The sequence below is a fragment of the Variovorax sp. 01T432 genome (assembly GCF_056398605.1).
The window spans coordinates 23,179-37,434 of sequence record NZ_JBFTPS010000063.1; the positions used below are offsets into that span (position 1 = coordinate 23,179).

Here is a 14,256-nt window from a genome sequence, read left to right on the forward strand (position 1 = left end):
CTCAGCGCCAGTCCTTGTCGTTGTAGGCGTCGTCGTCTTCGGCGGCGCTGGTGCCACCCAGCAGGGCATCGAGCTTCTTGTTCAGGCGCTGCTGGATCTGCTCACCGAAGCTGGCGAAGAGAAAGCCCAGCGTGGCCTCCAGCCTGAAGCTGTCGGACGTGACCTCCACGCTGCCGTCGATGCCGGGCCGCGTGAACCTGCCCACATCGCCGGCTTCGCCCTCGGCGTAGCTGCATTCCAGGCCATAGTCCTGCTCCACCTGTTGCACCCATTGGCGCGCGACCTCGCGCGCGGCCGGCAGCCCCAGGGTGTGCTTGCGTTCGATTTGGATGTCAGGCACCGCGATCTCCGTTGTTGTTGGTTCTGGGCTCTTGGGTTGGCGCGCCGGCCGTGGTCGGCGCCGCCTCGGCCTTCAGCGCTCGCACCCGCTCGGCCTGGGGCAGGTCGGCCAGTCGCTTGACGGCCGCATAGAAGCGCGGCCAGTTCTCGCCCTCGCGCTCGAACAAGGCCTCGAAATCGGGCACGAGATCGTCATAGGCGGCCTGGGCGCCGAAGGTGGCGTTGTTGGCGCGCGCGACCCAGGCGTCGTAGGCGCCCTGGCGCGGGCCGCTCCAACTCGCGCGCAAGGTGGCATAGCGGCTGCGGAAGTCATCCATGGCCGCGTTCTTCATCGCCTCGACCGCCGGCCAGTCCTTGGCCTGGGCCTGCTTCGACGCATAGACAGCCGACAGCGCGCCACGCGTCTGGACCATGAGCGCGCGGAACTGCCTGCGCCGCTTGTCGAACTGGATGTATTCCTCGCGCGCCGCCTCGCTCGCCTGGGTCCGCAGCCAGCGCGCGCCGCCGATGCGCTCGACGGCGGTCGCGTAGGACTCATTGAAGACCGTGTCGCCGGGAACGTAGAGCACCTGGTGCGCAAGCTCGTGAAAGATGATGCGGGCCAGTTCTCCCTCGGGGTAGCCGATGAAGGTGGAGAGCAGCGGATCGCCGCCCGCCCAGTTGAGCCAGCCCAGCGTCGAGTACGCGGGGACGGGGTAGACGGCGCTCTCCAGGCCGTGCGCCTTCTGCGCTTCGGCTTCAGCCTGCGCGCCTGCCTCGTCGTAGTAGCCGCGGTAGCCGACGCAGCCCGCGATCGGGAAGCACCAGGTCTCGAGGGTCAGCGAATACGGGGGCGCGGCCACCACGTTCCAGATCGCGGCGGCACGGTGCAGGTCGGCGTAGGCGGTATAGCTCGGGTTGTCGGGCAGGTCGAGTTCGGTCACGGCGAAGCGACGGATGCGCTGGGCGAGTTCGAGCTTGGCCTTGAGCGCGGCGGGCGCGTTCGGGTCCTGCAGCCATTGCGGCACCGGTTTGGCCGCGCGCATCAGGTCGATATGGCCGCTGGCGGACTGCCAGTAATACCCAAGATCGGCGCAACCGCCCAGCAAGGCCGCTACCGCCAGCGCCGAGACGGCGGCCACGATGGCGCGGCGGCGATGTCTCATGATGCGGCGGCCGTGCTTTCGACGGCGGGCTCGACTTGCACCAGGCAATCGTAGAAGGTCGGCCCGCGGCCGATGTCGGTCAGCCGCTGGCTCGTGAGCTGGTTGACGTTGGTGCCGTCGAGGCCGAGCTTGCGCCACCAGATGCCCATGCCATGCACCACGCCCGGCCTGGCGCGGGCCGAAACCTCGGCGCGGCAGCGGTGCTCGCCGCGCCGGTTGAACACGCGCACGGTGGCGCCGTCACGGATGCCGCGCGCCGCGGCATCGGCTTCGTTGATTTCGAGCAGCGGCTCGCCTTCGATCGCGCGCAGGCTGCGCACGTTGACGAAGGTCGAGTTCAGGAAGTTGCGAGCGGGCGGCGAGATCATCGCCAGCGGAAACTCCTCGGAGCTGCCGGTCGGCTCATGGTTGGGCACGTGGTCAGGCAGGCCGTCCTGACCCTGCGCGGCGAGCCGCGTACTGAAGAACTCGCAGCGGCCCGAAGGCGTCGGGAAGTTGCCTTCCGCGTAGGGGGCATCGGGCAGCTTCAGACTGGTGAAGCCCTGCGCCTGCAGTTCCTCGAAGTCGATCGCACCGGGCGCGAAGGCGCTGCGGCACAGGGCTTCGTCATCGTCCGAGAAGCAGGGCTCGTCGAAGCCCATGCGCCGGGCCAGTTCGCGAAACACCCACGCGTTGCTGCGCGCCTGCCCGCGCGGCGCGACCGCCGGCCGGTTGAGCAGCACGTCGGTGTGCCCGTAGCTCGTATGGATGTCCCAGTGTTCGAGTTGCGTGGTGGCGGGCAGCACGTAGTCGGCATAGTCGGCGGTGTCGGTCTGGAACTGCTCGAGCACCACGGTGAACAGGTCTTCGCGCGCGAAGCCCGCGACCACCCTGCCGGAGTCGGGTGCGACGGCCACCGGGTTGCTGTTGTAGACGACCAGGGCCTCGATCGGATTCGCGGTGTCGAGCAGCGCGTCGCCGATGGTGCTCATGTTGATCGTGCGCGGGTTCCGGCCGGCCAGCAGGTCCGGCCGCTGCAGGGCCGCGCGGTCCACCGGGAACAGGCCGGAGCTGCTCAGCAGCAGGCCGCCGGCGCGCTGCCGCCATGCGCCGACCAAGGCAGGCAGACAGGCGATCGCACGCGCCGCGTTGCCGCCGCCATGGACGCGCTGCATGCCGTAGTTCAGGCGGATCGCCGCCGGCTTCGTGGTGCCGTAGGCGCGAGCCAACGCGACGATCTGCGCCTCCGGCACGCCGCAGACGGCGGCGGCGCGCGAGGGCGGCCATTGCAATGCGCGCTCGCGCAACTGCGCCCAACCGAGCGTGTGGCGTTCGAGGTAGTCATGGTCGAGCCAATCGTTCGCGATCAGCTCGTGCATCAGCGCGAAGGCCAGCGCGGCATCGGTGCCCGGAAGCAGCGCCACATGTTCGTCGCACTTGTCCGCGGTCTCCGTCTTGCGCGGGTCGATGCATACGAGACGGGCGCCGGCGCGCTTCGCGGCCTGGGCATGGCGCCAGAAATGCAGGTTGCTCGCGATCGAGTTGCTGCCCCAGATCAGGATCAGTCTGGCTTCGGCGAAGAACTCCACCCGCATGCCGACCTTGCCGCCCAGAGTAAAACTTAAGGCCTCACCGCCCGCCGTCGAGCAGATCGTTCGGTCCAGGAGCGATGCGCCGAGCTTGTGAAAAAAACGACGGTCCATCGATTCGCCCTGGACAAGACCCATTGTTCCCGCGTAACTGTAAGGCACAATCTTTTCCGGATTGTTACCTTTGACGGCTTGCAGGCGCTGGGCTATGTCGTCGAGCGCCTTCTCCCATGTGACCGGTTCGAAGCGGCCACTGCCCTTGGGGCCCGAGCGCTTCAACGGCTGGACCAGGCGTTCGGGATGGTCGTTGCGCTCGATGTAGCGCGAGACCTTTGTGCACAGCACGCCGCCCGTGTGCCGATGCTCGGAGTTGCCCTGCAGCTTGATGGCGACGCCATCCTGCACGGTCGTCACCAGCGCGCAGGTATCGGGGCAGTCGTGCGGGCAGGCGCCGCGCACTTGGATAGGGGGAGTCATGTTGTCTCAACGGTGGCAATGCCAACGGCCGAGTCTAAGTTGTGCGCATTCGCTGCGCGCTGAGGGGTTTTCACGATGATCAATCGCAGGCACTTTTCAGTCGGGGCGGGCGCCGCCGCACTGGGCGGCTTCCAATGGGCGCGGGCACAGAGCGAGACGCCGCTTGTGCTCGGGCAGTCAGCCCCGTTCAGCGGACCGGCGGCGGAGCTCGGCATCCAGTTCTACAAGGGTGCCAAGCTCTACCTCGACCAGTACAACGCGCAGTCCGGCGGGCGCGACGTGCAGATCAAATTCCTGGACGACGGCTACGAGCCGGATCGCTGCGCCTCCAACACCCGCAAGCTGATCGACGACGACGCGTTCGCGCTCTTCGGCTACATCGGCACGCCCACCTGCCTGGCGGCCCTGCCGATGGCGGTGAACGCGAAGATCCCCTTCATCGCACCCTTCACCGGTGCCATGGCATTACGCGAGCCCTTTCACAAGAACGTGTTCCACCTGCGCGCCTCGTACAACGACGAGACCGCGTTGATCGTGCGGCAGCTCACCAACCTGGACCTGAAGAAGATCGCGGTGTTCTACCAGAACGACGCCTATGGCAAGGCCGGCCTCGACGGCGTGACGCTGGCCTTGTCGCAGCTGAACCTGAAGCCGACGGCGCTGGCCACGGTCGAGCGCAATTCGGTGGACGTGGCCGCGGCGGTCAAGGCCATCGTGGCGGCGAGGCCGGATGCGGTGGTCCAGGTCAGCGCCTACAAGTCCTGCGCGGCCTTCATTCGCGAGGCGCGCAAGGCGGGCTACGGCGGCACCTTCTTCAATGTGTCCTTCGTGGGCACGCAGGCGCTGTCCGACGAGTTGGGCAAGGACGGTGCCGGCGTGGTGGTCACGCAGGTGGTGCCCTCCCCGTACACCCCGGCCAACGCCATCACGCGCGAGTTCACCGATGCCGCGCGCAAGGCCGGCGGCGCGACCAAGGCCAACTTCTCGAGCATGGAGGGCTACCTGGCCGCCAAGGTGCTGACCGAGGGCCTGCGCCGCGCTACGGGCAAGGCCTCGCGCGAGGGACTGATCGCCGGCCTGGAAAGCATCGACCGCCAGCAGTTCGGCGGCTTCGAAGTTTCCTTCTCGCCGAAGAACCACGTGGCCTCGAAATTCGTCGAGCTGTCGATGATCACCGGCGACGGCCGCATCCGGACCTGATCAGGCGGACAACCCGTCCACCCCCTGGAACATCGCCTGCCGGGCCTGGCTGATGATCTGGCCTCGCCAGGCATCGGTGTCGGTGTAGAACGCCTCCAGCATGCGCGAGCGGATCGCCTCGGCCATTTCGGCCGACGCTTCCGGATGCTTGTGCAGCCAGTGGTCGGCGCGCAGCGCGCCGGTGACTTCCAGGATCGGCAGGGTACCGTATTCCAGCGCGATGCCGGTGTACTCGGCCTGGGCGCATTCCTCGTAAATGGCGCTGCACATGAGCCCGGTCAGGAAGGCCGAAGTCGACGAGCCGTCGTAGATCGAGGTCACCGGCGCCGCGGGCGTGCCCCACCATGCATTGGCACGCGCATAGGCAGCCTTGTCGTCCCTGCAGGAGAAGATCCGCTCGCCGATGCCGTTGGGCCCCAGGCCGGTGTGAAAGTCGATCCAGGCGATCCGGCGAGCGCTGCGCCCGTACGTGCCCAGCACCTCGCGAAAGGTCTGGTTGCTCCAGGTCGGCGCCTTGCCGCCGAAGAACAGGCCGTCCTCGAACTGGTACTGGCCGCCCGTGACCGCCGCCTGGTAGGCGCCCGGGCCCTGCGCCGCGATCCACGCCGAGATCTCGGCCTGGTTCTGCGCGCTGGGCGGCCATTCGTCGGGCAGCAGCAGCGCGTGCAGCCCGGCGTAAGCCGTGTTGACCGGCAGTTCCTGCGAGAAGTCCAGGAAGTTGCGGTTGAGGTCGACGTTCTCCTGCGTCACGCGCCGGCTGTGCGAAAAGCCGTAGGGGTTGAGCGCGTGCACGTAGAGCACCGCCACGCCCTGGGCGCGTGCCTTCTCCCGCCACTCGGCGTCATGCAGCGCGAAGGCCTGCACGCCGCTGCCGCAATGGCCTTCCACGCCATGGCAGGCGCTGGTCACGATGAGCAGGCGCTCGGCGGCGGCGTCGCCGTCGAGGGCCACGTCCATCGCGAGTTCTTCGCCATCGCGGCCCTTGTGCGGATGAACATGCGAGCGGACCGCAAGCCCGGCGCTCGCGCAGGCCTGGAGAAACTTCTGCCGCGCTTGCGCGTAGCGGGGAGCGAAGGCCTCGCCGACGCCGATCATGCCGCCACCCCCCTGGAGGGGGAGCCCAGCGGCGGGCTGTTGAGGAACTCCTCGGCCAGCCGCACCCAGCAGGTGGCGCCGAGCGGGATCAGGTCGTCGTTGAAATCGTAGCTGGCGTTGTGCAGCATGCACGGCCCGCCGCCGTGGTGCAGGTCGCGATGGCCGCCGTCGCCATTGCCGATGAAGGCGTAGGCGCCCGGCTTGGCCAGCAGCATGAAGGCGAAGTCCTCGGCCGTCATGGCCGGCTCCTGCACCAGCACGTTCTCGGCGCCGACGATGCCGGCCATCACGCGGCGCGCGAAGTTCGCCTCATCGGCCGAGTTGATGGTCGGCGGGTAGTTGCGATGGAAGTAGAAGTCGCACTCCGCATCGTGGGCCGCGCTGACGTGCTCCGCGATCTTCTTCATGCGTGCCTCGATCAGGTCGAGCACCTCGAGCGTGAAAGTGCGCACCGTGCCGCGCAGTTCGCAGGTGTCGGGGATCACGTTGGTGGCCTCGCCAGCGTGGATCATTGTGACCGAGACGACGCCGGCGTCGGTCGGCTTCTTGTTGCGCGTGATGATGGTCTGGAAGGCCTGCACCATCTCGCAGGCTACCGGCACCGGGTCGATGCCGGTGTGCGGCAGCGCGGCATGGCCGCCCTTGCCGCGAATGGTGATGGTGAACTCGTTGCTCGACGCCATGGCCGGGCCGGGACTGACCGCGAACTGGCCGGCCTTCATGCCGGGCCAGTTGTGCATGCCGAAGACGGCCTCCATCGGGAAGCGCTCGAAGAGCCCTTCCTTGACCATCTCGCGGGCGCCGCCGCCGCCCTCTTCGGCGGGCTGGAAGATCAGGTAGACCGTGCCGTCAAAGTTGCGGTGCTTCGCGAGGTGCTGCGCCGCCGCCAGCAGCATCGCCGTGTGGCCGTCGTGGCCGCAGGCATGCATCTTTCCGTGGTGCTTGCTCGCGTGCTCGAAGGTGTTGAGCTCGGTGACGGGCAGCGCGTCCATGTCGGCACGCAAGCCCACGGCCCGGCCGCTGGTGCCGTTCTTGACGATGCCGACCACGCCCGTGGTGCCGAGGCCGCGGTGGATCGGAATCCCCCACTCGGTGAGCTTGGCCGCGACGACGTCGGCGGTACGGACTTCTTCGAAGCAGAGTTCGGGATGCGCGTGGATGTCACGTCGCACGGCGGCGATGCCTGCCGCCTGCGTGACGAGGGAATCGATGAGTTTCATGGGCACAGTCTAGACTTTGCGGACAGTGCCCGCAAAGATCGTGCCTCCCATCTCGAATGGACCCTTTCGGCCGTCGCGCCTGTCGCGAGCGGCATCATTCCCACAGCCACAGCGCGCGCGCCCGCCGCAACACCATGACCGCATACCCCGCACCCGGGCACGAAGCCGCCGTTGTCATTGGCCGCTTCCAACCCTTTCACAATGCCCATCGTGCCCTGATCCATCAAGCCCTCGCGGCGGCCCCGCTCGTTGTTGCCGTGATCGGCTCAGCCTGCCAGGCGCGCTCGCCGAAGAACCCTTTCAGCTGGGAAGAACGCGCGCAGATGATCCGGCTCTCGCTATCCCCGTCCGAGCGCGAGCGCGTGCTGTTCGTTCCGGTGCGTGACCATTTCGACGAGGCTCGCTGGTTCGCGGAGCTTCGGCAATCCGTCGATGCGGTGCTTGCCAGGCGCGGTGTGGCGCCGTCCTCATCCAGGGCGCTGATCGGCCACGCGAAGGATGCGACCCGCGACTACCTGGGAGGATTCGGCGGCTGGACCCTGCATTCGGCAGCGCGCGTGCACACCGCCGGCGCCAGGACGGTGCGCGATCGGCTTTTCGGCGCCACGCCGCGCACGGCCGATGCCGTGGCCGATGCGCTCGCGGATTCGGTCCCGCACGGCACCATCGAGTTCCTGCGCAGCTGGGTTGCGCAGCCTCGCTTCGGCACCCTGGTGGCGGAATGGACGGCGATGAAGCAGTACGAGGCCTCCTGGGCCGCGGCGCCCTATCCGCCGGTGCTCGTGACCGTCGACTGCGTCGTGAAATGCCGCGACCGCGTACTCCTCATCCGCCGCGGCCAGGCTCCCGGAAAAGGGCTCTACGCCGTACCCGGCGGCTTCCTCGAACAGCGGGAGACCACGCAACAGGCTGCCTTGCGCGAACTCGAGGAAGAGACCCACCTGGATCTGCCATCCGCCGAGCTGCGCGCCTGTCTCGCGGCGGCCGAAGTCTTCGACCACCCCGATCGCAGCCAACGCGGTCGCACGATCACGCATGGCTACTTCTTCGACCTGGGCGACCGGGAGCTTCCCCAAGTACGGGCGGACGACGATGCGGAAGCCGTCGAATGGACGCCCATTGCCGCCATCTGCGCCAGGGAAGACCAGTTCCTCGACGACCATTTCCAGATGCTCGAACACTTTCTCGGCCTGCAACCGGCGCTGCTCATCGCATGACGGCGGCACGGCCTCGAAACCTGTTTCCCTGACATCCAGGACAATGACCCGGATGTCACTCGTGCTTTCCCCCCGGAGCCTCGAATTCGCGCAGACGCTCGTGCGCATGAACACCGTCAGCGCCAACAGCAACCTGGAGTTGATCGCCTTCGCGCGCGACCATCTCGCGGGGCTGGGCATTCGCAGCCGGCTCACCTACAACGCCGACAAGACCAAGGCCAACCTGTTCGCCACCCTCGGCGCGGGCAAGAAGGCCGGGATCATCCTGTCGGGCCACACCGACACGGTGCCCTGGGACGGGCAGAACTGGAGCGTCGACCCGCTCTCGGCCATCGTGCAGGACTGGCCCCAGGATGGCGAGGACGACGAAAGCGTGATCGCCGAACCCCGCCTCTACGGGCGCGGCTCGGCCGACATGAAGAGCTTCATCGCGCTGGCGCTGGCCAATGCCGAGCGCTTCATCGAGAGCGACTCGCCCTTCGCGGTGCACTTCGCCTTCAGCTACGACGAAGAGGTCGGCTGCTTCGGCGTGAAGGAAATGATCGCCGACATGAAGGACCAGGACATCAAGCCGCTGGCCTGCATCGTCGGCGAGCCCACGCTGATGGTGCCGGCCATCGCGCACAAGGGCGTCTACCGCTACAAGTGCTGCGTGCGCGGCAAGGAGGCGCATTCCTCGCTCACGCCGCAGTCGGTCAACGCGATCGAGATGGCGGCGCGCGTGGTCGGCAAGCTGCGCGACATGGCCGAGGGCTTCGAACGCGACGAGCCTCGCTTTGCGGGGTTCGACGTGCCCTTCAGCACCGCGAGCGTGGGCCAGTTCCACGGCGGCATCGCGGATAACGTGGTGCCGCGCGACGCCGAGTTCCGCTATGAATTCCGCAACCTGCCGACCGCGGACGCGCTGCTGATGCAGAAGGAGATCGTGAGCTACGCGAGCCGCGCGGAGCCGGCCATGAAGAAGGTCGCGCCGGACGCCGGCTTTCGCTTCGAGACCATCTGCGAGGTCCCGAGCTTCCTGGGTTCGGCCAACGACCCGGTGACGCGGCTCGCGCAGCGGCTGGCCAACGAGCCGCGCACCACGCTGGTGGCGTTCGGCACCGAGGCCGGCATCTTCAAGAACGCGGGCATCCCGACCGTGGTGTGCGGCCCCGGCAGCATCACGCAGGCGCACCAGCCCGACGAGTACGTGACGCTGGAGCAACTGGCCCGCTGCGAGCAGTTTCTGCGAGGGCTCGCGCACACGAAGGAAATTCGCTGAAGCGCGTCGCCCTCGGCCTGCTGCTGGCCGCCGCCCTGCTCTATGCGGCGGCGACGGTGCTCGCTTCGCGGCATCCGGCCTGGGGCTACGTGGCCGCATTCGCGGAGGCCGCCATGGTGGGGGCGATGGCCGACTGGTTCGCCGTGGTGGCGCTGTTCCGCCATCCGCTGGGCCTGCCGATACCGCACACCGCGATCATCCCGGCCAACAAGGATCGCATCGGCGCCAAGCTTGCCGGCTTCATCTGCAACAACTTCCTGAGCACTTCGCAGGTGCTCGCCAAGCTCGCGCAGCTCGATCCGGCCGCGCGCCTGGCCCACTGGCTTTCGCAGCCGGAACACGCGGACAAGCTCGGCGACCATCTGGTGGCGGCCACGCGCTACGGGCTGGCGGCCTTCGATGACACGCGCGTGCGCGATTTCCTCGGTCGCATGGCCGCCGCCGGGCTGGCGCAGCTCGACTTCTCGCGCCTGGCCGGCCAGGCGCTCGATGCGCTGACCGCCGACGGACGGCATCAGGCCCTGCTCGACGCCGTATTGGCACAAGTCGCCAGCGTGGTCGAGGGCGACGAGGTGCAGGCGCGCATCACCGAGGCGATCGCGCGCGAGGTCAAGGCCCTGCGCTACGTCGGCCTGGACCAGGTGGCGGCCAGGCTGGCGACGCGAAAGATCGTGGCCGCCGTGGCCAGCACGATCGGCGAGATGGCGTCCGAACCCGCGCACCCGCTGAGGCTGCGTTTCGATGCCTTCATGGCGGAATTCGTCGAGCGCCTCAAGACCGACCCGGAATTCCGTCGCCGGGGCGAGGCCATTCGCGCGCAGCTGCAGGCGCATCCCGCACTCGGGGACTACCTGCATGGCTTGTGGAGCGAACTGCTGGCCTGGCTGCACGACGATCTCGCGAAGAGCGATTCAGCGATTCGGCAGCGGATCGTGCGGATGGCCGCGGCGCTGGGCGCGCGGCTGGAGAGCGACGAAGCGATGCGGCGCTGGATCAACGACCAGATCGTGGATGCCGCGCCCCGGGCCATCGAGCGCTACCGCGAGGACATCCGGCGCTACATCGTGGACCGGGTGTCGCAATGGAATGCCGACGAGATGACGCTGGAACTCGAACGGCATATCGGACGTGACCTGCAGTTCATCCGGATCAACGGGACCCTGGTCGGCGGGCTGATGGGCCTTGCGATTCATGCGGCCACGCAGGCCTGGAAGTAGCGGGCGACCGAATCAGCCGCGGTCCCGGAGCTTCGCGAACACCTTCCAGAAGGTCGCGTCCTGCGCGGTCGCGAAGTTGATGCGCATGAGGGTGCTGGGCGGCCGCCGCGCATGAAACAGCGAACCCGGCGCGAGCAGATAGCCCTCGTCGAGCATGCGCTGCGTCAGGGCATCCGTATCGACGCCGGTGTCGACCCATCCGAACAGGCCGGCGGGCTCCGAAGCCAGCGTGCAGCCGGCCGCCAGCGCCAGCTTCACGGTGCGCCCGCGCGCCGCATCCAGCCGCAAGCGCACCCGGTCGGCATGCCGGCGCAGCTGCCCCTGGTCGATGCACCATGCCAGCGCCCGCTCGAAGAGGGCGGGCGTGGTCAGCGTCGTGAGCAGCTTGGTCTCGAGCATCCGGCCGACCAGTGCCGGCGAAGCCGCGAGAAAACCGATGCGCCAGTTCGGCGCCAGGATCTTCGCGAAACCGCTCACGTAGATCGTGCGCTGCAAGCCGTCGAGCGCACTGAGCCGCGTGGCATGCTCCGGCGCGAGGTGGCTGTAGGTATCGTCCTCGACGATGTGGAAGTCGTGCTTGTTGGCCAGCTGCAGCACGCGGTGCGCGCTGCCCGGCGCGAGGCTGTAGCCGGTCGGGTTGTGCAGCACGCTCACGCTCACGAAGAGCTTGGGCTTGCGGCCGTCGCCGGCGTTGCAGTAGCGCTCCATCACCTCCAGGTCCGGACCATCGGCCCGGCGCGGCACCGGCAGGATGCGCATGCCCAGCGCTTCCAGGCGCGCGAACTCCAGCGCCCAGCCGGGCTCCTCGACCATGACCGGGTCGCCGGGGCGCAGCATGGTCCGGCTCACGATGTCGAGCGCATGCGTCGCGCCGACGGTGGTCACGATCTGCTCCGGGCCGGCCGGCACGTTGATGCTGGCCAGCTTGGTCGCCAGGCTGCGGCGCAGGCCGCTGTCGCCCGCGGGTTCGCCGTACTGCAGCGAAAGCTCCTGCAAGGCCTTGCCGCTGGTCATGCGGCGCACCGCGGCCGGCATGAAGTTCGACTCCATCCATTCGGGTGGAAACACGCCCATGCCGGGCTGCGGCTTGTCGCTGGGGCGGTAGAACATGCCGCGGATCAGGCTGCTCGCATCGGCGGCCACCGGCTGTGCATACGGCACATGGCCCGAGGACGACTGCGCGGGGTCCGCGTTCGCCGCGACCGAATCGCGCACATAGAACCCACGCTGGCGCCGCGCCTCGACCAGGCCCTGCGCCAGCAGCTGGTCGTAGGCCGCCACCACCGTGTGCGGGCTCACGCCCTGCTGCCGCGCGCATTCGCGCACCGAGGGCAGGCGCGCGCCGGGCGCCAGCAGGCGCGTGCGGATGCGGTCGGCGAATCGGTCCGCCAACTGCCCCGTCAACGACTGGGTGGAAGTCCGTGTCAGCATGCGCGCTTTCCGTTCTGTGTCGATGGGGGAACCAGTACAGGCTCGCCTCATGTTCGAATATCTGTACCGGTACTGTAATGGTCCTCAGTTTAAAGTGTGTCCCATGAACTGGCAAGATTTCACCGCGCTGCTGGTGTTGGCCACCGCGATGAGTTTCTCGCCCGGTCCCAACACCACCCTGGCAACCGCGCTCGGAGCGAACGGCGGCCTGTCCCGGGCCATGCGTTTCGTCGTCGCGGTGCCGGTGGGCTGGACCCTGCTGCTGATGCTGTGCGCGGCCGGTGTCGGCGCACTGGTGGTGGCCGTGCCGACACTGCGCTGGGTGATCAAGGCGCTGGGCGTCGCCTATCTGCTGTGGCTCGCGTGGAAGCTCAGTGGCAGCGCGACCCTGGGGCATGCCGATACCCGACGCATGTCGGTCAGCTTCAGGCAGGGCGTGATGCTGCAGTTCCTCAACATCAAGGCGTGGCTGCTGGCGTTGACGCTGGTGGCGGGCTGGATCGCGGGGCAGCCCGATGCGTGGCGGCGTTTCGCGATCGTGGCGCCGGTGATGCTGGTCTACGCCTTCGCGAGCAATTTCACCTACGCGCTGGCTGGCGCCCTGCTGCGCAACTGGCTGGCGCAAGGGCAGCGCCTGCGCTGGTTCAACCGCGCCATGGCGGCCGTGCTGACACTCACAGCCTGGTGGATGCTCAGCGTATGAAGATCAAGGACGAAACCCTCGGCATGTGGCTCGGCGTTCTGGGCGTCGTCTTCTTCGCGGTCACGCTGCCGATGACGCGCCTGGCCACTGGCACGCAGGCAGCGCCGCAACTGTCGCCCTGGTTCGTGACGCTGGGCCGCGCGGCACTGGCGGGGGTGCTGTCGGTGATCTTCCTGCTGCTCACGCGGGCGCCCGTGCCGAAGCGCCACCAATGGAAGCCGCTGGGCATGGCCGTGCTCGGCAATGCGATCGGCTACCCGCTGCTGCTGGGATATGCCCTGCGCGTGGTGAACGCGAGCCACGCCGCCGTGATCACCGCCCTGCTGCCGCTGGTGACGGCCGCCTGCGCCGCCTGGGTGCTGCACCAGCGCGCGCGGCTGGGATTCTGGCTGTGCGCCATCGCGGGCAGTGTCCTGGTGATTGTGTTCTCGCTGCTGCGCGCGGGCAGCCACGGCGCCGCCTTCGGCTTCGCGTGGGCCGACCTGCTGCTGGTGGGCGCGGTCTTCGCTGCCTCGCTGGGCTATATCTACGGCGCGCAGGTCACGCCCTCGCTGGGGGCGGAACGGGTCATCTGCTGGGTCTGCGTGATGGCCCTGCCTGTCACGCTGCCGGGCGCGCTGTGGCTGTGGCCGCAGCAGCCGGTCGCCACCTCCGCCTGGGTCGGCCTTGTCTACGTCGGCGTGTTCTCGATGTGGATGGGCTTCTTCGCCTGGTACCGCGGCCTGGCGATGGGCGGCGCGCTGCGCGTGAGCCAGACCCAGCTGCTGCAGCCTTTTCTTTCGATCCTCGCCGCGGTGCCGATACTGGGCGAGCCGATCGACATCGTCACGCTCGGCTTCGCGGGAGCGGTGGTGGCCACGGTGGTCGCCGGCAAGAAGCTCTCGCAACCCCGCATGCCCGCCGTGCTCGCGGCGGCCCCCCGATAACAACTCGAAGACTCGCATCATTCGCATACCGCGCGCTTCACACACATCGCGCATTCAAGGAGAAAACAATGGACTGGAAACTCGCCGCCCGCGCCGAAAAGATGAACCCTTCGGTGATCCGTGAAATCCTCAAGGTCACCGAGCGCCCCGGCATCATCAGCCTGGCGGGCGGCCTGCCCTCGCCCAAGACCTTCCCCATCGGCGCCTTCGCCGCCGCCTGCGCCGAGGTGCTCGAGAACGACGGCCAGGCCGCGCTGCAGTACGCCGCCAGCGAGGGCTACGGCCCGCTGCGCGAGGCGGTCGCCGCGATGCTGCCCTGGCCCGTCGACCCGGCGCAGGTGCTCATCACCACCGGCTCGCAACAGGGCCTGGACCTGATCGCCAAGGTGCTGCTCGACCCGGGCAGCCGCGTGCTGGTGGAAACACCGACCTACCTGGGCGCGCTGCAGGCCTTCTC

At 68.2% G+C, this 14,256-nt stretch carries 13 protein-coding genes; 7 read left to right on the plus strand and 6 right to left on the minus strand.

Annotated elements, in window-relative coordinates:
• Position 1: 1 nt before the first annotated feature.
• From AC1DNF_RS30835 to AC1DNF_RS30845, 3 genes are read right to left on the minus strand one after another with little or no spacing between them, the layout of a single operon-like run.
• Entirely contained in the window at positions 2-340 is a 339-nt protein-coding gene (locus tag AC1DNF_RS30835) for a polyhydroxyalkanoic acid system family protein (protein ID WP_478152467.1), read from the minus strand.
• Positions 333-1,484: an aminopeptidase gene (locus tag AC1DNF_RS30840; RefSeq protein ID WP_478152468.1), complete on the minus strand. Its 1,152-nt coding sequence runs from the start codon at positions 1,482-1,484 to the stop codon at positions 333-335. The genes AC1DNF_RS30835 and AC1DNF_RS30840 overlap by 8 nt, the downstream gene beginning before the upstream one ends.
• On the minus strand, positions 1,481-3,529 hold the full coding sequence (locus tag AC1DNF_RS30845) for a molybdopterin-containing oxidoreductase family protein (protein ID WP_478152469.1): 2,049 nt from the start codon (positions 3,527-3,529) through the stop codon (positions 1,481-1,483). The genes AC1DNF_RS30840 and AC1DNF_RS30845 overlap by 4 nt, the downstream gene beginning before the upstream one ends.
• A gap of 75 nt (positions 3,530-3,604) precedes the next feature.
• Between AC1DNF_RS30845 and AC1DNF_RS30850 the strand changes: the two genes are divergently transcribed.
• Entirely contained in the window at positions 3,605-4,729 is a 1,125-nt protein-coding gene (locus tag AC1DNF_RS30850) for an ABC transporter substrate-binding protein (RefSeq protein WP_478152470.1), read from the plus strand.
• On the opposite strand, the gene AC1DNF_RS30855 is transcribed toward AC1DNF_RS30850, so the two are convergent.
• Both AC1DNF_RS30855 and AC1DNF_RS30860 read right to left on the minus strand, forming a co-directional pair.
• A complete protein-coding gene (locus AC1DNF_RS30855; RefSeq protein ID WP_478152471.1) occupies positions 4,730-5,824 on the minus strand; it encodes a M14 family metallopeptidase in 1,095 nt (364 codons plus the stop codon). It abuts the gene before it with no gap.
• Positions 5,821-7,044, minus strand: coding sequence for a M20 aminoacylase family protein (locus AC1DNF_RS30860; RefSeq protein WP_478152472.1), 1,224 nt, complete (start codon positions 7,042-7,044; stop codon positions 5,821-5,823). Before AC1DNF_RS30860 ends, AC1DNF_RS30855 begins: the two co-directional genes overlap by 4 nt.
• 134 nt (positions 7,045-7,178) lie before the next feature.
• Between AC1DNF_RS30860 and AC1DNF_RS30865 the strand changes: the two genes are divergently transcribed.
• The 3 genes from AC1DNF_RS30865 to AC1DNF_RS30875 are packed head-to-tail and all read left to right on the plus strand — an operon-like array spanning position 7,179 to position 10,739.
• Positions 7,179-8,261, plus strand: a complete 1,083-nt coding sequence (locus AC1DNF_RS30865) for an NUDIX domain-containing protein (RefSeq protein WP_478152473.1) — start codon at positions 7,179-7,181, stop codon at positions 8,259-8,261.
• Positions 8,262-8,313: 52 nt separating this feature from the next.
• A complete protein-coding gene (gene argE / locus AC1DNF_RS30870; RefSeq protein WP_478152474.1) occupies positions 8,314-9,522 on the plus strand; it encodes an acetylornithine deacetylase in 1,209 nt (402 codons plus the stop codon).
• A 56-nt stretch (positions 9,523-9,578) separates the two neighbouring features.
• A complete protein-coding gene (locus AC1DNF_RS30875; protein WP_478152475.1) occupies positions 9,579-10,739 on the plus strand; it encodes a DUF445 domain-containing protein in 1,161 nt (386 codons plus the stop codon).
• A gap of 12 nt (positions 10,740-10,751) precedes the next feature.
• Here AC1DNF_RS30875 and AC1DNF_RS30880 read toward each other — a convergent pair whose 3' ends face one another.
• Complete coding sequence (locus tag AC1DNF_RS30880; protein WP_478152476.1) at positions 10,752-12,170, minus strand: aminotransferase-like domain-containing protein; 1,419 nt, start codon at positions 12,168-12,170, stop codon at positions 10,752-10,754.
• A gap of 103 nt (positions 12,171-12,273) precedes the next feature.
• On the opposite strand from AC1DNF_RS30880, the gene AC1DNF_RS30885 reads away from it, so the two are divergent.
• The 3 genes from AC1DNF_RS30885 to AC1DNF_RS30895 all read left to right on the plus strand — a co-directional run.
• Positions 12,274-12,873: a LysE family translocator gene (locus AC1DNF_RS30885; RefSeq protein ID WP_478152477.1), complete on the plus strand. Its 600-nt coding sequence runs from the start codon at positions 12,274-12,276 to the stop codon at positions 12,871-12,873.
• A complete protein-coding gene (locus AC1DNF_RS30890; RefSeq protein ID WP_478152478.1) occupies positions 12,870-13,799 on the plus strand; it encodes a DMT family transporter in 930 nt (309 codons plus the stop codon). The genes AC1DNF_RS30885 and AC1DNF_RS30890 overlap by 4 nt, the downstream gene beginning before the upstream one ends.
• Positions 13,800-13,867: 68 nt before the next feature.
• On the plus strand, positions 13,868-14,256 hold a 389-nt coding region (locus tag AC1DNF_RS30895), incomplete at its 3' end, for an aminotransferase class I/II-fold pyridoxal phosphate-dependent enzyme (RefSeq protein ID WP_478152479.1).